The 18,158-nt window shown below is 68.6% G+C and carries 17 protein-coding genes; 13 read left to right on the forward strand and 4 right to left on the reverse strand.

What is annotated here, in order from left to right; all coding sequences use genetic code 11:
* Positions 1 to 87: 87 nt before the first annotated feature.
* Together MXD64_RS04165 and MXD64_RS04170 are read left to right on the forward strand one after the other, a co-directional pair.
* Positions 88 to 1,152, forward strand: a complete 1,065-nt coding sequence (locus tag MXD64_RS04165; protein ID WP_371830319.1) for a 4-hydroxy-3-methylbut-2-enyl diphosphate reductase — start codon at positions 88 to 90, stop codon at positions 1,150 to 1,152.
* Positions 1,149 to 1,889 carry a DUF6264 family protein gene (locus MXD64_RS04170; protein ID WP_042539409.1) on the forward strand — a complete coding sequence of 247 codons (741 nt, stop codon included), beginning with the start codon at positions 1,149 to 1,151 and terminating at the stop codon, positions 1,887 to 1,889. The genes MXD64_RS04165 and MXD64_RS04170 overlap by 4 nt, the downstream gene beginning before the upstream one ends.
* Positions 1,890 to 2,427: 538 nt before the next feature.
* On the opposite strand, the gene MXD64_RS04175 is transcribed toward MXD64_RS04170, so the two are convergent.
* Positions 2,428 to 3,687: a M18 family aminopeptidase gene (locus MXD64_RS04175; protein ID WP_263137168.1), complete on the reverse strand. Its 1,260-nt coding sequence runs from the start codon at positions 3,685 to 3,687 to the stop codon at positions 2,428 to 2,430.
* A gap of 173 nt (positions 3,688 to 3,860) precedes the next feature.
* Positions 3,861 to 4,889 (reverse strand): class II fructose-bisphosphate aldolase, encoded by a 1,029-nt coding sequence (fbaA, locus tag MXD64_RS04180; RefSeq protein WP_263137169.1) that lies wholly within the window; start codon positions 4,887 to 4,889, stop codon positions 3,861 to 3,863.
* A gap of 159 nt (positions 4,890 to 5,048) precedes the next feature.
* Between fbaA and glpX the strand changes: the two genes are divergently transcribed.
* The 8 genes from glpX (at position 5,049) to MXD64_RS04215 (ending at position 11,760) form a co-directional block, all read left to right on the forward strand.
* Positions 5,049 to 6,038 (forward strand): class II fructose-bisphosphatase, encoded by a 990-nt coding sequence (gene glpX / locus MXD64_RS04185; protein ID WP_017886722.1) that lies wholly within the window; start codon positions 5,049 to 5,051, stop codon positions 6,036 to 6,038.
* A gap of 83 nt (positions 6,039 to 6,121) precedes the next feature.
* Positions 6,122 to 7,018, forward strand: coding sequence for a hypothetical protein (locus MXD64_RS04190; protein WP_263137170.1), 897 nt, complete (start codon positions 6,122 to 6,124; stop codon positions 7,016 to 7,018).
* Positions 7,019 to 7,086: 68 nt separating this feature from the next.
* Positions 7,087 to 8,676, forward strand: coding sequence for a toxin glutamine deamidase domain-containing protein (locus MXD64_RS04195; RefSeq protein ID WP_259551927.1), 1,590 nt, complete (start codon positions 7,087 to 7,089; stop codon positions 8,674 to 8,676).
* Between the two features lie 6 nt (positions 8,677 to 8,682).
* Complete coding sequence (locus MXD64_RS17830) at positions 8,683 to 8,964, forward strand: YrhB domain-containing protein (RefSeq protein WP_411512254.1); 282 nt, start codon at positions 8,683 to 8,685, stop codon at positions 8,962 to 8,964.
* 115 nt (positions 8,965 to 9,079) lie between these two features.
* Positions 9,080 to 9,838, forward strand: a complete 759-nt coding sequence (locus MXD64_RS04200; RefSeq protein ID WP_081612279.1) for a PoNe immunity protein domain-containing protein — start codon at positions 9,080 to 9,082, stop codon at positions 9,836 to 9,838.
* 190 nt (positions 9,839 to 10,028) lie between these two features.
* On the forward strand, positions 10,029 to 10,445 hold the full coding sequence (locus tag MXD64_RS04205) for a hypothetical protein (protein ID WP_214518693.1): 417 nt from the start codon (positions 10,029 to 10,031) through the stop codon (positions 10,443 to 10,445).
* Between the two features lie 3 nt (positions 10,446 to 10,448).
* On the forward strand, positions 10,449 to 11,000 hold the full coding sequence (locus tag MXD64_RS04210; protein WP_017887113.1) for an RNA 2'-phosphotransferase: 552 nt from the start codon (positions 10,449 to 10,451) through the stop codon (positions 10,998 to 11,000).
* 409 nt (positions 11,001 to 11,409) lie between these two features.
* Positions 11,410 to 11,760, forward strand: a complete 351-nt coding sequence (locus MXD64_RS04215) for a PoNe immunity protein domain-containing protein (RefSeq protein WP_263137171.1) — start codon at positions 11,410 to 11,412, stop codon at positions 11,758 to 11,760.
* Between the two features lie 305 nt (positions 11,761 to 12,065).
* Here MXD64_RS04215 and MXD64_RS04220 read toward each other — a convergent pair whose 3' ends face one another.
* Both MXD64_RS04220 and MXD64_RS04225 read right to left on the reverse strand, forming a co-directional pair.
* Entirely contained in the window at positions 12,066 to 13,166 is a 1,101-nt protein-coding gene (locus MXD64_RS04220; RefSeq protein WP_263137172.1) for a DUF1266 domain-containing protein, read from the reverse strand.
* A 23-nt stretch (positions 13,167 to 13,189) separates the two neighbouring features.
* Positions 13,190 to 14,452: a DNA recombination protein RmuC gene (locus tag MXD64_RS04225; protein ID WP_259551932.1), complete on the reverse strand. Its 1,263-nt coding sequence runs from the start codon at positions 14,450 to 14,452 to the stop codon at positions 13,190 to 13,192.
* 190 nt (positions 14,453 to 14,642) lie between these two features.
* Between MXD64_RS04225 and iolC the strand changes: the two genes are divergently transcribed.
* Genes iolC through MXD64_RS04240 form a run of 3 tightly spaced genes read left to right on the forward strand, consistent with a single transcriptional unit; the run spans position 14,643 to position 18,158 of the window.
* Positions 14,643 to 15,668: a 5-dehydro-2-deoxygluconokinase gene (gene iolC / locus MXD64_RS04230; protein WP_259551934.1), complete on the forward strand. Its 1,026-nt coding sequence runs from the start codon at positions 14,643 to 14,645 to the stop codon at positions 15,666 to 15,668.
* Positions 15,661 to 16,650 carry a class I fructose-bisphosphate aldolase gene (locus MXD64_RS04235; protein ID WP_017887107.1) on the forward strand — a complete coding sequence of 330 codons (990 nt, stop codon included), beginning with the start codon at positions 15,661 to 15,663 and terminating at the stop codon, positions 16,648 to 16,650. The genes iolC and MXD64_RS04235 overlap by 8 nt, the downstream gene beginning before the upstream one ends.
* Positions 16,647 to 18,158 (forward strand): CoA-acylating methylmalonate-semialdehyde dehydrogenase, encoded by a 1,512-nt coding sequence (locus MXD64_RS04240; protein ID WP_017887106.1) that lies wholly within the window; start codon positions 16,647 to 16,649, stop codon positions 18,156 to 18,158. The genes MXD64_RS04235 and MXD64_RS04240 overlap by 4 nt, the downstream gene beginning before the upstream one ends.

Consider the following 18,158-nt stretch of genomic DNA (forward strand, 5'->3'; position numbering starts at 1 on the left):
ACCGGTGACAGGGGACGGACGTCGTGTTGTCCACAGGCGCCCCGCGCGCCCAGGTCGCGTGCGTGCCGCTCACCTATCATCGGGGACGTGACGATCACCAACGGCCACACGGTCCCGCTCGCCCCGCCGCGTGTGCACGCGGCACGGGGCCGACTGCGTGACGAGCCGGTCGCCGGCCCCAAGAAGGTGCTGCTCGCCGCGCCCCGTGGCTACTGCGCCGGGGTCGACCGCGCGGTCGTCGCCGTCGAGAAGGCGTTGCAGCAGTACGGCGAGCCCGTCTACGTCCGCAAGCAGATCGTCCACAACGTGCACGTGGTCTCGACGCTCGAGCAGCGCGGCGCCGTCTTCGTCGACGACGTCGCCGAGGTCCCCCGCGGCTCGCACGTGGTCTTCAGCGCGCACGGTGTGTCGCCGGCCGTCGTCGCGGGTGCCGCAGACCGCGACCTGCACGCCATCGACGCCACCTGCCCCCTGGTCACCAAGGTCCACCGCGAGGCCACCCGGTTCGCCAAGGCCGAGCGCACCATCATCCTGATCGGGCACGCCGGCCACGAAGAGGTCGAGGGCACCATGGGACACGCCCCGGACCGCACGATCCTGGTGAGCGGCCCCGCCGACGTCGCGGCGCTCTCGGTGCCGGACCCGGACAACCTCGTCTGGCTGTCGCAGACCACGCTCAGCGTCGACGAGACGATGGAGACCGTGCGGCTGCTGCGCGAGAAGTTCCCGGCCATCCAGGACCCCCCGTCGGACGACATCTGCTACGCCACGCAGAACCGCCAGGTCGCGATCAAGAAGGTCGCGCCCGGTGCCGATCTGGTGATCGTGGTCGGCTCGGCGAACTCGTCGAACAGCGTCCGCCTGGTCGAGGTCGCGCTCGAGCACGGTGCCCGCGCCGCCCACCGCGTCGACTACGCGGAAGAGATCCAGCAGGCGTGGCTCGACGGCGTCGAGACGGTCGGCGTGACGAGCGGTGCGTCCGTGCCGGAAGAACTCGTGGCCGAGGTGCTCGAACAGCTCGCCGACGCTGGCTACGCCGCCGTCGAAGAAGTCGTCACCGCACACGAAGACCTGATGTTCTCGCTCCCCAAGGAACTCCGCACCGACGCCTCGGGCAACCCGACGCGCGCGCTCGGCGGGCGTCGGGCATGAGCGGCGCGGACGGCTGGTCCTCGGTGCCGCGCCGCCACCCGGCGGACCACGGCGACGCCGGCGTCGGTTCCGGCCAGGAGGCCCGGGGAACGTCCCCGACGTCGCCTGCCGGTCCCGCGAACGGTCGGCCCCAGGGCCGTCCCGCCCCGGGCTACGGCGAGTACGCGCCCGAAGGCTGGGTGAACCCGGTCCTCGTCGAGCAGGAGCGGCAGGAGCGGCAGGACCGCGAGCGACAGGACCAGGCCAAGGCCGTCGGCGGGCGCGACGCTGCTCCGCGCGACAGCGTCCGCACCGACCACGCTCGTCCGGACGCTCGCTCCGGTGCGGCCCCTGCCGGGGTGCAGCGGACGATGCCACGGAGCCGGTTCGGTCGCACGCCGGCCGATTTCGTGCTCACCGTCGGGCTCCTGGCATTCGGACTCGTCTCCGTGGTGCAGTCCCTGTCGGTCGGTGACGTCGCCTCCACCGTGCGGCGCACCCTCGAGACCCAGTACACGGCGCTGAACGACCCGAGTGCCCTGAGCACGGCCGCCGTCATCGCCGCGATCACCAACGTCGTCGTCTTCGCTCTGGTCGCCTGGTGGTCCATCCGCCGGCTCCGGGCACGGAAGCGGACGTTCTGGGTGCCGCTGGTCGGCGCGGTCGTCGCCACGGCGATCAGCACGATCGCGTTCGTCGTCGTGGTCCTGCAGGACCAGGCCTTCGTCGACTTCATGCTGCGACAGTCCGGCGCCTGACCGCCTGACCGCCTGACCGCCTGACCGCCTGACCGCCTGACCGCTCGCCGCGCCCGCCCTCGGCCGTCGAGTGGTCGCAACGTGCCGCGTTCCCGCCGTCGAGTGGTCGCAAAGTGTCGTCCGGCGCCGTCGCGCCCGACACTTCGTGACCACTCGGCCTTGCGCGCGCGGGGAGTCGTGACCACTCGGCAGCTGGTCCGTCGGCCAGTCGGCCAGCCGCGGTGCCGGTGCCCTTACGGCGATCGTCGTCAGCCTCGCGGACACGCGCAGCACCCGCCGTCAACCGGTCGCAACACGCCGCGGGCCCGCCGTCGAGTGGCCAGGAAGTGTCGTCCGGCATCAGCGCAACCGACACTTCGTGACCCCTCGGCCTTGCGCGCGCGGGGAGTCGTGACCACTCGACCGCGGGCGCGGTCCCGCCGTCGAATGGCCAGGAAGTGTCGTCCGGCATCAGCGCAACCGACACTTCGTGACCGCTCGGCCCTGCGCGCACAGGGAGTCTTGACCACCCCGGCCCGCCGACGCCGCCGCCCGGAGGTCAGCCGGCCAGGAAGGCCTCGACCGCGCCGTGCAGGGCGGCCAGGTCGTCGACGTGCACGAGCTCCCGGATCGAGTGCATCGACAGCAGTCCGACGCCGATGTCGATCGTCGGGATCCCGAGTCGGGTCGCCGCGATCGGGCCGATCGTCGAGCCGCCGGGGATCGTGTTCACGTTGACGAACGGCTGCCACGGCACACCGGCGGTCTCGCAGGCGGCGGCCCAGACGGCCTCGCCCTTCGCCTCGGTCATGTAGCGCTGGTTCGCGCTGATCTTCAGCAGCGGACCGGCTCCGGGACGCGGACGGTTCGTCGGGTCGTGCTTCTCCGGCTGGTTCGGGTGCACCAGGTGCCCGGCGTCGCTCGACAGCAGCCAGGACGCACGGAACGCCCGGGCTGCTTCGGATCGGGTGGCGCCGAGGCCCTCCTGCACACGGCCGAGGACGTCCTCGAGGAACGGACCCCCGGCACCGGACGGCGTCGACGAGCCGATCTCCTCGTGGTCGAACGCCGCGAACACCGGGATGTGGTCACCGTCGGTGGGAGCGTCGACGATGCCCCGGAGTCCGGCGTGCACGCTCGTCAGGTTGTCCATCCGGCCGGACGCCAGGAACTCCCGCTCGATGCCGATCCGGGCCGGCGCCTGGGTGTCGGCGAGGAACAGGTCCCACGACACGGCACCCTCGCCGAGCCGGGCGAGCAGCCACTCCACGACAGAGGTCCCACCGGCGTCGCCGTCGACCCCGACGATCGGCAGGGTGTGGCGCTGGCGGTCGATCTCCTTGCCGTCGTTCACCCCGCGGTCCAGGTGGATCGCCAGGTTGGGGATCCGGGCGACGGCATCGGTGCTGACGAGCCGCACGCTGCCGTCGGCGTCGACGACCCGGCCGGCGATCCGGAGGTCGCGGTCGAACCAGGTGGACAGGAGTGCGCCGCCGTAGACCTCCACGCCCAGCTGCTCCCAGCCCCCGGTGCGGACGCCGGGGTTCGGCTTGATGCGGAAGCCGGGGGAGTCGGTGTGGGCGCCGAGGATCCGGAACGGCGTCGTCGGTCCGGCACCGTCGGGCAGACGCCACGCGATGACGGCGCCGTCGCGGACCACCACGTACGCACCGGGTTCGGTCGGCCAGGCGTCGAGCTCGGACAGCTCGGTGAACCCGGCAGCGACGAGACGGTCACGGGTCGCCGCAGCCGCGTGGAACGCGGTCGGCGACTCGGTGACGAACTGGGCGAACTCGGAGGCGATGGCGTCGACGGTCACCCGACCATCGTGGCACGTGACGAGCGTGGCGGAGGCGAGCCGTGCCTCCAGGCCGTCCGTCGAGACGCCGGCGTCATCGCAAGACGCCCCCGGAAACGCGAGACGCCGCCGGAATCCGCGGTGTTTCGCGGACACGACGGCGTCTCGCGACGGGTCGGACGGGACGGACCTGCTCAGCCCTTGGCGTGACCGGCCGAGCCGAGGACCTTCGCGGCCTCGACGACGCGAGCCGCCATGGCGGTCTCGGCGACCTTGCCCCAGGCGCGGGGGTCGTACTGCTTCTTGTTCCCGACCTCGCCGTCGATCTTCAGCACGCCCTCGTAGTTGCGGAACATCGAGTCCGCGATCGAGCGGGTGAACGCGTACTGCGTGTCCGTGTCGATGTTCATCTTGATGACACCGTTGCGGACGGCCTCGTGGATCTCGTCGTCGGTCGAGCCGGAGCCGCCGTGGAAGACGAGATCGAGGGGGTTCTCGCCGGTGCCGTGCTTCGCCGCGACGGACGCCTGGATCTCGCCGAGGAGCTCGGGACGGAGCTTGACGTTGCCCGGCTTGTAGACGCCGTGCACGTTGCCGAAGGTGAGCGCCGCGATCCAGCGGCCCTTGTCGCCCAGGCCGAGCGCGTCGACGACCTTCTCGACGTCGTTCGGCGTGGTGTAGAGCGCGTCGTTGGTGCCCTCGTGCTGGACGCCGTCCTCTTCGCCGCCGACGACGCCGATCTCGACCTCGAGGATCGCGTTGATGTTCCGCGTCTTCTCGATCATCGTCTTCGCGATCTCGATGTTCTCGTCGAGCGGCACGGCCGAACCGTCCCACATGTGCGACTGGAAGATCGGGTTGCGTCCGTGCCGGACCTCTTCCTCGCTCGCGGCGATGAGCGGCAGGACGAAGCCGTCGAGGGCGTCCTTCGGGCAGTGGTCGGTGTGCAGCGCGACCGTGATGTCGTAGTTCTTCGCGACCTCGTGGGCGAACTTCGCCATCGCGAGGGCACCCGCTGCGCGGTTCTTGATGGTGTGGCCGGCGAAGTAGTCGGCACCGCCCGTCGTGACCTGGAGGATGCCGTCGGAACCGGCTTCCTGCAGGCCCTGGAGGACCGCGTTGATGGTCTGCGAGGAGGAGACGTTGACCGCGGGGTACGCGAACTTGCCCGCCTTCGCGCGTTCGATCATCTCGGCGTACTGTTCCGGCGTTGCGATGGGCACGTGGATCTCCTTCGACTTCGGTGATGTCCCCGCCGATCGTAGTCAGCCGGACTGGAGGCGCGGTCCGGGTTACGCGGTCGGCTCACGTCCGGCGTGCACATGCGTGCACGGGCCCGGTGTCCGGACCGTGGGTCGGCCGGCGGTCGGTAGGCTCGGGTCGTGACTCCCACGACTGAGACCGGCTCCCTGTTCCTCCAGCCCGACCGCAACCTCGCGCTCGAGCTCGTGCGTGCGACGGAGGCCGCCGCGATCCGTGCGCAGCCGTGGGTGGGGCGTGGTGAGAAGAACCTCGCCGACGGCGCCGCGGTCGACGCGATGCGCAAGTTCCTCGGCACGGTGAACTTCGACGGCGTCGTCGTCATCGGTGAGGGCGAGAAGGACAACGCCCCGATGCTCTACAACGGCGAGCACGTCGGCAACGGTCACGGCCCGGCCTGCGACATCGCGGTCGACCCGATCGACGGCACCTCGCTCACCGCCGCCGGCCGCCAGAACGCCATCTCCGTCATGGCCGTCTCGGACCGTGGCTCGATGTACGACCCCTCCGCCGTCTTCTACATGGACAAGATCGCCGCCGGCCCCGAGGGTCGCGGCGTCCTGGACCTCGAGAAGCCGATCGGTGACAACATCCGCGCACTTGCGAAGGCCAAGGGCAAGGACCTCGAGGACATGGTCGTCGCCGTGCTCGACCGCCCGCGCCACGACGAGCTGATCCGCGCCATCCGCGCGACCGGTGCCGGCACGCGACTGCTGCTCGACGGTGACGTCGCCGGCGGCATCGCCGCCGCACTGCCCGGCTCGACGATCGACATGTGCGTCGGTGTCGGCGGCACCCCCGAGGGCATCATCACGGCGTGCGCGATCAAGGCGCTCGGCGGCGTGATCCTCGGCAAGCTCCAGCCGAAGGACGACGAGGAGCGCGAGCGCGCCATCGCCGCCGGCCACGACCTGGACAAGGTCCTCGACCAGGACGACCTGGTCACGGGGGACAACACGTTCTTCGTCGCCACCGGCGTCACCGACGGCGTCCTGGTCGACGGCGTGCGTCGTTCGCGCGGCGTCATCCACACCGACTCGCTCGTGCTCCGCTCGCGCTCGAACACGATCCGCCGCATCCAGGCGGACCACCGTGCGGAGAAGTGGTTCTAGGCCGGACGATCGTCCGCCGCTTCGGGGCGTCGCCGGTCTTCCGGCGGCGCCCCGTTGTACGGGCCCTTGCGTAGGCTCGACGCATGACTGCGACAACGGCACGGATCGTCGGACTGGACACCGCGGGCATCCGCACGCTGCACGCGGAGGCGGACGGCACGGCCGACCGGCTGCCGCACGTCGTGCCGGTGGCGCCCGACCTCGGCGTGATCCTGGCGGACGAGGACGGTGCGATCCTCACCGCGCCGGCGCTCGCCGAGATGGGCTGGGCGGACGACGACGTCCTGCGTGCAGCCGTCGCCGCCGCGCAGGAGCAGGCCGGAGGCGACGTGGCGGTGATCCAGCCGGGCACGATCGTCATCCAGGACCCCGACCTCGCCGTGGTGCTCGTACTCGCACCGCAGGCGTTCCAGGGCATCGAGTTCCGCGGCAGCGCAGTGGTCTTCCCGGTCGCGCCGACGACGTTCATCGTCACCGGCGACCAGGACGAGGACGGGCGCCAGGTCGCGGCCGGTGTCGCCCAGCAGATCCTGGCCGACGACGAGGGCGAGGTCCTGAGCGGACCGCCCATGGTGCTGCGCGGTGACGGGTGGGTCCGGTTCGAGCACCCGTCGCTCGACGGCGAGCTCCGGACGATCCGCGCGCTCTGGACGGCGACCGCCGCCAACCTGCAGCAGGACGCCCTGCAGGAGTCGTTCGACCGTCGGGGCGAGGACGTCCAGGTCGGGACGGTCTCGGTCGCCCGACTCGCCGAGGACGACCCGGCCTTCTCGTACTCGTCGTGGACCGAGGACGTCGAGACCGTCGTCGCCGAAGTCGACACGATCGTGCTCGTGACCCTCGACGGGCAGACGCAGCCCGTGCCGTTCGGTCGGCTGCGGGAGCTGGCGTCCGGATTGATCGAGGAACTCGAGGTCCGGCCGACGCGCTACCGGCTCCGTGGGTTCCCGGATCTCGAGACGGTCCGCGCGGCCCTCTGACCACTCGACCCCGGTCGGTGGCACTCGTCCCCGTCGCTGCCCCCTGATATGGTCACACTCGCGCGCTTGTGGACAACGGCGCGAGAGACCGGACCTGGGGAGGAATGATGGGACGACCGTCGGGGTGGGACGTTGTCGATCAGGGTGATGATCCGGTCAAGGGTGATCCGTCGACGTTGCGGATGATGGCGCGGGAGTACCAGCGCATCTCCGACGCAGCCGATGACGCCTCGACCCGACTGAAGTCGGTGAAGGGCTCGGGGTGGCTGACCGACTGGGAGGGTGAAGCCGCGGACGTGTTCGTCGACGCGATCGAGGACACCCCGTCGGACCTGACCAAGCTCGTCGATTCCTACGAACTCGCCGCGACGGCGTTGTCGGGGTGGGCTGACACGGTCGATGACGCCCAGTACCGGGCTGACGGTGCGTTGGCGGACGCGAAGGACGCCTCCGGGGACCTCGCCGCGGCGCAGGACCGGTTGGCAGATGCGCAGTCGAACCTGTCGCACTACCAGTCGGCGTCGAAGGACCTGTCGAAGGTCGCGGACAAGTACCCGGCCGGTTCCGAGGTGCCGGACGGGGTGGATGTTCCGTCGCCGGCGCAGTTGCGGGCAGCGTCCGACAACGCTTCCGTCGCGCAGGGGTCGGTGTCGTCGGCGCAGGGGGACATCTCGGCGGCGCAGTCGCGGATCGATGCGGCGAAGCGGCTCGTGGCGGATGCGAAGGGTGACTGGCAGGACGCGGAGCAGCGGACCGCGACGAAGATCGGTGAAGCTGCTGACGCGGGCCTCGGGAAGCAGTCCACGTGGGACAAGATCTTCGGGTCCGAGGCGTGGGAGACCATCGTGTCGGTGGCGAAGGTCGTCGTGGCGGTGGGTGGGATCATCGCGATGATCATCCCGGGGCCGTGGACGTTGGTCATCGCGGCGATCGCGCTCGTGGTGTTGGCGGACACGTTGTACAAGATGAGCAAGGGCGAAGCCGACGGGTGGGACCTCGCGTTCGCACTCGTTGATTGCGTGCCGGCCGCTGGTGCCTTGTCGGCAGGAGCCCGCACGGCAAAGTTCACGGGGATGCTGACCGCGGCCGGGGATGTCACGTCCGGCACCAGGGCAGTCCGTTCTCTGAATGCCGGTGTGCCGATGGTCCGCGACCTCGCAACCAGCGTTCCTCGCGGTCTCCGTCGGGCGATTCATGCTGACTCCGCAGACCCGCAAGTTCTCCGCTCAGTCTTCGAGCGGGAGTACGGACCACTGAAGATGGTCAACGCGGAGCGGCTCGCCCGGGGTGTGGACGGGTTCAGCATGAACTGCACGAGGTGTGTCATCGCGACGGAGCATGTGCTCGATGGGAAAGCCGTCTCGGCAATGCCCGTCTTCACGCGAGGCGCGAGCGTCGCCGACGTCGCTGAGCACTTCGGCAAGTCCATCCGAGACTTCCAACCGGTGCGGTCGTACGATTCGATCGTCGCTAGGCTCGAGTCCGCTGGTGAGGGGGCTCGTGGCGTTGTATTCGGGACCAGGGCGGGTACCAATCCAGTCGGCCACGTGTTCAACGTTGTTCACGATCGGAATGGTGTTGTGTTCCTCGACGGACAGTCAGGAACGTTTGCCAAGTTGGAGAACTTCGATCAACTCTTCCTACTCAAGACACGGTGATGGTGCATGCGAACTCTCAAAGATGCTCAGGATGAATTTGCGAAGGAAGTGCGCGCTGACGAAGACCTTATTTGGGATAGGGGATGGATCGAGACCGACGATTGGTGGATCGTTCTTTACAACAGCCGAGAGTATTACGAGACACAAAACCCGTTGTTTAGCCTAGCTGGAAATGGCCCCTTTGTTGCACCAAAAGACGGCAGTGCCTGTTTCACTCTTCAAACAAACACATCGGTTGAATCGCAAATAGAGGAACGGGGCCAGCGGGTCATCAGTCGGTCTCGGTGAAGCCAGTTCCGGCTCGAGCGGATGAGACGCTCGAGCGCGCAGTCATCAAGATCAGTCCGGACGGCTCGTGCCTGCCGCAACTGCTCGATGCGGCGGCACGTCTACGCTAAAAGACATGACTCCACGCGACAGCCGAGTGAGTGCGGCCTACTGGACCGATGCGATAGAAGTCTTGACGCGCGGCGTCGAGGGGTTCCGCCCGTTCAGTCATGTGTTCCGGGCCGACGACGTGCGAGCTGGGATTATTCGAACGACCGCGAACTTCGACAACGCGCTCTTTCTGCTGGGCGCGCGGTACTCGGCGGGCTTTCCGACGTCACTCCTCGCGGATGATCTCGAGTCGGTCGTCACTATCTGGGAGAACTGGAACCGCTACGCTGCCGTGTCCGACGGTGGCTTCCCGCTAGAAGCGCTGACGTTCAACGACAAGCAGCCGTACTACTACGCACTGTGGTTGGCGTCGGTAGCGCGGTGCATCGGCGTCAATTCGGCGTTGACGGATCGGTTGATCGAGATCGTTGCTGCTGCTGGAGGCGCTGACCCAGTGCTCGGGACGCTGTTGGGGGTCGAACCGGTGCGGGACACCGTGTGGCACAAGCGGCCGTTCCAGAACCTCGATACGGCCGCGACCGGGACGCCGGATCGCGCCATTTCTGCGCTGAACAGGTACGTGCAAGCCTGGCAGAAGAACATCTCGTTCATTTGGTGGGCCCCAGCGCTGAAGGCAGTGCAGGGGGATAACTTTGAAACGTACTTCGGGTACTGGGCTTGGGAGGCGGCTGGGCTCGTCGTGGCGCGCGGGCTCGACGACTCCGTGTTGCGGTCGTCGCCGTACTATCCAGTCGACCTCGTCGACGGCCAGCAGGACGGATGAGCCGCCCGGCTGCCCGAACGAGGACCTCTGGGAGGGGCCATGAGTGATTCGAAGGTGTACTGGGCGGCCATCGTGGAACCCGGGGCCGTTCGGTTCTCGCAGAAGTCCGTCTCCTGCAAACAACACCGACCGACTTACCGGCGAACCCTACAACTACGACGACACATTCCGTCTCGCAAGGGGGTGCAGGATGAGAGCTCTTCGTCACCTCACCGTCGACGAACGCCTGGTCGTTATCCGGCTGATCCAGCCAGAGTTCTTCCTCTTCCCGAATCGCTTCCTGCACCTGGTCGCCGCTGATGATCTGCCGGCGGTCGAACCATGGTCGTGGCTTGTTAAGTATGAAGACGACTTGTACTTTTGGGCTGAAATCGTCGCGAAGCAGTATCCGACCCGTTCCCTCGTACCCTTCGCAAAGCACCAGGACACAGACGATGTGTTCTGTTTTGACGGTGGCGACCATTCGGGCGACCCTCCCATGCTGATCATCCATACGTTTGCTTCACCTGGGACGGATGACCGGGGGCAGTGGACGTCCTTCGACGTCTGGTGGGAGGAGATGGAGGAGCATCGAGCAGCGTGGCTCGCGGAGCAGGAAGAGGACTGAGACATGCCTCGTAGGGACACGTCGATCAGCAAGGCGATGTCGCACGCGTTGCGGCACGAACCGGGTGCGTACGGGCTGGAACTCGGCGCTGACGGGAGCGCCCCGCTCGCAGATCTTGCCGACGCTTTGGATCGGTCGGGCATTCAGGCATCGTTGGAAGATCTGCGCCGCGTGGTCGCCGAGTCCGACAAGCAGCGCTTCGTCGTCGAAAGCGACCGGATCCGTGCTCAGTACGGGCACTCGACGGACGAGCGCATCGTGAAGCCGGCGATCGTTCCGCAGCCGGTGCTCTGGCATGCAACTTCCCCCGCTGCGGCTGAGTCGATCCTGCGCGACGGGCTCTTGCCGATGGGGCGCCAGTACGCGCATCTGACGACCGATCGCGAGCTGGCTATGCAGGCTGGGCGGCGCAAGTCCACCGCTCCCGTCCTGTTGCGAATCGATGCAGCTCACGCCCACCTGGAGGGCGTGGAGTTCTCGGAGGGGCACGACCGGGTGACCCTGGCCTTGTTCGTTCCCGCGCAGTACATCTCGGCGGAAACCTCCCGATCCTGATGCCGCTGTTCCGACAGAATGCTGGGCTGCGCCAACGGGCGAGTGAGTTCAACGGTCGCTACTGGCGGAGTGCCATCCAAGTCACCTCAACCAACTGGGAGGGGCGCAGGGCAGCGGTGCACCGAGCAACGGATGCGGAGAAGCGACTGAGGGCGTTGCGCGGCGAATGGCACATGGGCCTCAAGCATCTGGTCGTGCAGCATCCGCAGGTGTCAGCGTCGATGAGATCGGCGATGTAGCCGAGTCCGTCGCGGCCTCGTACCGTGCTTGGGTCACTTCCGCGCTCTCCCATGCCGGTCCTTCGCCCCGCCTCAGCGACGGGAACGAGTACTACATCAGCATCTTGCAACTTCTCGGGATCACGACGGGCTGTGGTCGGGACGACAGCGCGCGGACGATAGTCGAGTCCGTGATCAGGCAGGGCGCGGATCCGTTGTTCTCGGCTCTTGCTTCTGCACACCGGCTGGCCCTTCCCAGCGGATCCCCTGCGGCTTCGACGCCCAGGGTTGCGCGGCCTCTGCTGGCGGTTCTTCAACGGCCCGAAGAAGCGGACCGCACGATCCAGACCTATCTAACGGACTGGCCAACGCGTATGAAGTCGATGAGCTGGATGGGGTCCCTGGAACGGGTCAGACCCGGTGACTCGTACGGTCAAGGCTTCATCGGGTACTGGGCGATGGAACTGCCTGCGGTGGCCAGTGCCATCGATGCGCACCTCGATGACGTTGTGTCGCCCTTCCTCCCGGCGGATCTCTTGTGAAGTTCGACAGATCTTTGGTCGGGCAGCCCAGGCGAGGCAACGAGACGAACGAGTGTCGACGGGGCAATCGCGTGCACTCCTCCCAGCGAGACTCTCGGTGAAGGCGGTCAACTGGCGGTCGAGCAGCGCCCTGTCGCTGCGAAGGCTCCTGGTCGCTACACGTACGAAGGTGGTTCAAGGTGATCGACGTCGAAGTGCTCCGCAGGCGGATCGCAACGGAGTGGGACCGCAACGCCGAGGCCGTCCGCGCGCTCCCCGGGTACTCCGACGCATGAGCCGTCGCCCCGAGGGTGATCCTGTCGTGGTCAGGAGACCGACGCGTCGTCTTCGTCCGCCCACAGCGGGTCGCTGACGGTCCGGGGCAGCAGCACCCCCGGCGACGCCGGCCACGGCAGCCGCGTGATCGGCCAGTTCGAGGCGAAGAGCTCACGCCGCCCAGCATCGAACTCCTGCACCGTCTTGAGCTCGTCGTAGACCAGGGCGTACGCGGCCCGCAGGTTGTCGAAGTAGTCGTCCCACGAGTCGAACAGGGTGAAGGCGACATCGGAGACCAGGTCGATCGACGACCAGGCATCGTCCTCGTTCAGGAGCCCGGCGGCGTACGCACCTCTGACGGCGGTGACCGCGTTCTTGACGTCCATCGACCAGAGCAGCTTCGGCGGGCGGTCCGCTCGGCGTTCGAGCAGGCTCGACCCTGCCCACGGGTCGGTGCCGAGCAGTGAGGACAGCCGGGTGAGCCGGGTCTCACCCTCGGCGGATCGGCTCAGCGCGAGGAACTGCCACGACACGCTCTTCGGACCGAGCAGGTCGACGGCGAAGGCCTGTGCGTCCCGCCCGCTGGCGATCTTGTAGGTCCCGTCGAGTTCGCGGCGCAGGAACGTCAGCGGGGGCAGGGGGATGGTCACGAAGGGCGACGACGTGGTGTCCTGCAGGTACTCGCCGCCGAGCTCCACCCGCGAACCGTACGGGGCGAGCGACGCCGGCCACCATCCGTCGTGGAAGTCGCCGAACGAGGCGAGGGCCAGCTGCTGCAGTCGGCGGACGGGCAGCTCGCGGGCGCCGGTGCGCTCCCGGTACCGCCGCTGTTCTCGCACCGGCAGCCCGACGTCACGGAGCGAGGTGATGAAGGTCAGCACGAACCACACGACGACGGCGATCAGGAAGCAGCGCCACACCGCCTGGATGCCGTACCCGAAGTGCTGCCGGACGTCGTACGGGGCGAGGATCGAGATCAGGAGCACGACGAAGAACGCCACGATCGCGGTCGCCATGATGATCCACGCTGCGGCGCGGTCCCGTCGTCGCCCCGTCTGCTTCCGCGCCTTGGCGACCATCGCCCGGTGCCGCCAGCGTGGACGGACCGGGAACTCACGGTCGCCGGGAGGGTTCTGCAGTGCTTCCCCCATGACGATCGATCGTAGCGAGCAGCTCAGTCCTCGTCGACGGCGCCGACGAGCTCCGGCGCCGTGAGCAGCCGAGGCTCGTCCTCGATCGGGGACGGGTCGGCGATGACCTTCGACTCGTCGAGCAACGACAGCCGACGAGCGCTCGGCAGCACCTGGCGCTCGAGGGACCCGACGAACCGGTTGTAGTCGACGACGGAGCCCCGGATCGAGCGGCCGAGCTTGTCGACGTGCCCGGCCATCGTGGACAGCCGGCCGTAGAGCTCGCGGGAGACCTTGAAGAGCTCGTGCGCCTCTTGCGAGACGACGTCCTGCTGCCACGAGAACGCCACGGTCTTGAGCACGGACCACAGGGTCACGGGTGAAGCGAGCGCGATGCGCTTGCGGAAGGCGTGGTCGAGCAGGCCGGGGTCGGCGGCGAGGGCGCTCGAGATGAGCGACTCGGACGGGATGAAGGCGACGGTGAGCTCGGGGGAGGCGTCGTAGCCGGTCCAGTACTCCCGTGCGGCAAGGGCGTCGACGTGGGCTCGGAGCGCCTTGACGTGCTGGGCGATGAGCTGGTCGCGTCGGGCTGCCTCGGCACCGGTGGCGGTCGCCGGGATCTCGGCGGCCTGCAGGTAGGCGCTGAACGGCACCTTGGCGTCGACGGCGATGGTCTTGCCGCCGGGCAGGTGCACGACCATGTCCGGGCGGGCGGAGCCGACGGCGGTGGTGACGGAGGACTGCACGTCGAAGTCGACGCGTTCGAGCAGCCCGGCGGCCTCGACCACGTTGCGCAGCTGCGTCTCGCCCCAGACGCCGCGCGTGCTGTTCGACGACAGGGCGCTGGCCAGGGTGTCGGCGGTGGCGCGCAGGCGCTCTTCCGACTCGGCGGCCGACCGGAGCTGCGCCGACAGTGCGCCGTACTGCTCGCTCCGCGACTGCTCGAGCTCGGCGATCTTCGTGCGCATCACGTCGAGCGTCTGTGCCACGGGGCTGAGCGCGGAGAGCACCTTGGACTCGTTCTGGTTCCGTGCCGCGTCGACGCCGTGCATGCGCTGCACCAGGTGCTCGAGTTCGGCGGAGCGCCGTTCGAGCGAGTCGACCTGGCGGCGGTACTGCGTGTCCTGGGCATCGAGGCGTTCCTCGGCGTCGCGTCGGGCCGCCTCGAGCTGGCCGCGGAGCGCCTCGGCCGTCGCGCGGGCCGACGCGGCGTCGATGCCCGCGCGCGAGCGGGCGAGCGACCAGGCGACGACCGCACCGACGGCGATGCCGATCACGAGACCGATGACCAGGGCGAGGATCTGCATGTCGCGACCCTGGCAGAACCCACCGACACCGCGCCTCCCGGCACACCGACGCGCCTCGCAGACCCGGCCTGACTGCCGCCACGGGACCAGCGTGGCGGACAGTGGAATCCATGTCATGACATTAGGGCAAACAAGGTGTACAGTCGTGATCGTCCGCCGATGAAGCCGCACGGAAGGTCCACCGCGTCGCATGACGAACCAAGCTCCCCACGCCTACGACGTGATCACGATGGGACGCGTCAGCGTCGACATCTACCCGCAGCAGACCGGCCCGCTCGAGGACGTCTCGACCTTCTCGAAGTCCGTCGGCGGCAGCGCCACGAACGTCGCCATCGCCGCTGCTCGCCACGGCGCGGACGCCGCGGTCATCACCCGGACGGGCAACGACCCCTTCGGCCGGTACATCGCCCGCACGTTGCCCGAGTTCGGCGTCGCGAACGCCTTCGTCGAGACGGTGGAGGGGCTGAACACCCCCGTCGCCTTCTGCGAGATCTTCCCGCCCGACGACTTCCCGCTCTACTTCTACCGGGCCCCGAAGGCGCCGGACCTGATGATCACGGCGAAGTCCCTGCCGCTGCACGAGATCGAGCGCGCGAAGATCTTCTGGACCACGGTGACCGGCCTCAGCGAGGAGCCGAGCCGACAGGCGCACCACGTGGCGTACGAAGCCCGGTCCGCCGCGCAGAACAGCACGAAGACCCACACCGTCTTGGACCTGGACTACCGGTCGATGTTCTGGTCGAGCCCCGAGGCCGCGACGCGCGAGGTCGCGATCGCCCTCGAGCACGCCACCGTCGCCGTCGGCAACCGCGAGGAGTGCGAGGTCGCGGTCGGCGAGACCGACCCGGTCCGTGCCGCCGACGCCCTGCTCGACCGCGGTGTCGAGATCGCGATCGTCAAGCAGGGACCGAAGGGCGTGCTGGCGAAGACCCGCGACGAGTTCGTCGAGTTCCGTCCGCACCACATCGACGTCGTGAACGGGCTCGGCTCGGGCGACGGTTTCGGCGGCGCGCTGACCCACGGCCTGCTGCAGGGCTGGAGCCTCGAACGGATCCTGGCGTTCTGCAACGCAGCCGGCGCGATCGTCGCGACGCGGTTCGAGTGCTCGACGGCGATGCCGACGAGCGACGAGATCGAGCAGTTCCTGACCGACAACCCGGCCGAGGGCACGAACCACACGGGTGAGACGCACATCGAGGAGAAGACCCATGCCTGAGCTCAGCCCCGCTGACTTCCAGCGCCTCCGCGACATCCGTGCCGGCCAGCCGGACCTGGTGCGTGCCACGCTCGATGCCCGCCGCAAGCGCTCCCTGCTCGCCGACGACGGCAAGCTCTTCATCGTCGCCGCCGACCACCCCGCCCGCGGTGCGCTGGCGGTGCGCGACGACGAGTCCGCGATGGCGGACCGCTACGACCTGCTCGAGCGGCTCGTCACGGCCCTCGGTCGTCCTGGGGTCGACGGCGTGCTCGGCACCCCCGACATCCTCGAGGACCTCGCACTGCTCGGCGCCCTCGACGGCAAGGTCGTCGTCGGGTCGATGAACCGCGGCGGACTCCGCGGCGCGACGTTCGAGATGGACGACCGGTACACCGCGTACTCGGCGCAGGCGATCAAGGACTCCGGGCTCGACTTCGCCAAGCTCCTGGTGCGCATCGCGCTGGAGGACTCGGGCACCGCGCCGACGCTCGAGGCCACGGCCCGCGCCGTCAGCGAGGCCGCGGCACTCCAGCTGCCGATCATGCTCGAGCCGTTCATGTCCGAGTGGCGGGACGGCCGGGTCGTCAACGACCTGTCGGCCGATGCCGTGATCACCTCGATGGCGATCGCTGCCGGCCTCGGCGAGTCCAGCGCCTACAGCTGGCTCAAGATCCCCGTCGTCGACGACATGGAGCGCGTGATGGCCGCGACGACGCTGCCGACGCTGCTGCTCGGCGGTGACCCGGCTTCGCGCCCGCTGGAGACGTACGCCAAGTGGGCTGACGCCCTGGCCCTGCCCGGCGTCCGCGGCCTGGTCGTCGGGCGCACCCTGCTCTACCCCTCGGACGGCGACGTCGCCGCCGCCGTGGACGTGGCCGCCGGTCTCGTCCACAGCCAGGAGGCCCGGGCCGGGTTCTCCACAGATGCCCACGACCCAGCCGCTCGGCTCGCGGGCGCCACCACCATGGACTCGTCCATCTCGGAAGGAACCAACGCATGACGCTCACCGACACGACCACCACCACCGTCGGGCACTGGATCGACGGGGCTCGCGTCCCGTCCTCGTCGGGGCGGACGGCTCCGGTGTACGACCCGGCGCTGGGCGTCGCGACCAAGCAGGTCGCGCTGGCCGACGAGTCCGAGATCCAGGCGGCCATCGGCAGCGCCAAGGCGGCGTTCCCCGGCTGGAGCAACCTGTCGCTGGCCAAGCGCCAGGCGATCCTGTTCTCGTTCCGCGAGATCCTGAACCGCGACAAGGCCGAGCTGGCCGAGATCATCACGAGCGAGCACGGCAAGGTCATCGACGACGCCATGGGGGAGATCGCCCGTGGGCAAGAGGTCGTGGAGCTCGCCACCAACATCCCGAGCCTGATGAAGGGCGAGTTCTCCGACCAGGTCTCGACCGGCATCGACGTCTACTCGATCCGCCAGCCGCTCGGCGTCGTGGGCATCATCAGCCCCTTCAACTTCCCCGCGATGGTGCCGCTCTGGTTCCTGCCGATCGCGATCGCCGCTGGCAACACCGTCGTGCTGAAGCCGAGCGAGAAGGACCCGTCGGCCGCCATCTGGCTCGCCGAGAAGTTCAAGGAGGCCGGGCTGCCCGACGGCGTCTTCAACGTGCTCAACGGCGACAAGCTGTCCGTCGACGGTCTGCTCACCAGCGACGACGTCGAGTCGATCTCGTTCGTCGGCTCCACGCCCATCGCGCAGTACGTCTACGAGACCGGCACGAAGCACGGCAAGCGCGTGCAGGCCCTCGGCGGCGCGAAGAACCACATGCTCGTCCTGCCCGACGCCGACCTCGACCTGGTCGCCGACAACGCGATCAACGCGGGCTTCGGTTCGGCCGGTGAACGCTGCATGGCGATCTCGGTCGTCGTTGCCGTCGAGCCGGTGGCCGACGAGCTCATCCAGAAGATCAAGGACCGCGCGGCCACCCTGCGCATCGGCGACGGTCGTCGCGGGTGCGACATGGGGCCGCTCGTCACGAAGCAGCACCGTGACAAGGTCGCCTCGTACATCGAGGTCGCAGAGCAGGACGGTGCGGTGGTTGTGGTGGACGGCCGCACCGTCCGACCCGACGGCGACGAGAACGGCTTCTGGCTGGGCCCGACGCTGATCGACCAGGTGCCCACCACCAGCCGCGTCTACACCGAGGAGATCTTCGGGCCGGTGCTGAGCGTCGTGCGCGTCGCCACCTACGAAGAGGGCCTCGAGCTCATCAACTCCGGCGCGTACGGGAACGGCACCGCCATCTTCACGAACGACGGCGGCGCGGCCCGACGGTTCCAGCGCGACGTGCAGGTCGGCATGATCGGCATCAACGTCCCGATCCCGGTGCCCGTCGCCTACTACTCGTTCGGTGGCTGGAAGAACTCGCTGTTCGGTGACCACAAGGCGTACGGGGCCGACGGCGTGAGCTTCTTCACCCGCCAGAAGGCGATCACGAGCCGGTGGCTCGACCCGTCGCACGGCGGCATCAACCTCGGCTTCCCGTCGAACGACTGA

This window comes from Curtobacterium sp. Arg-1, assembly GCF_025643395.1.
In the GTDB taxonomy this organism is placed as follows: Bacteria; Actinomycetota; Actinomycetes; order Actinomycetales; family Microbacteriaceae; genus Curtobacterium; species Curtobacterium poinsettiae.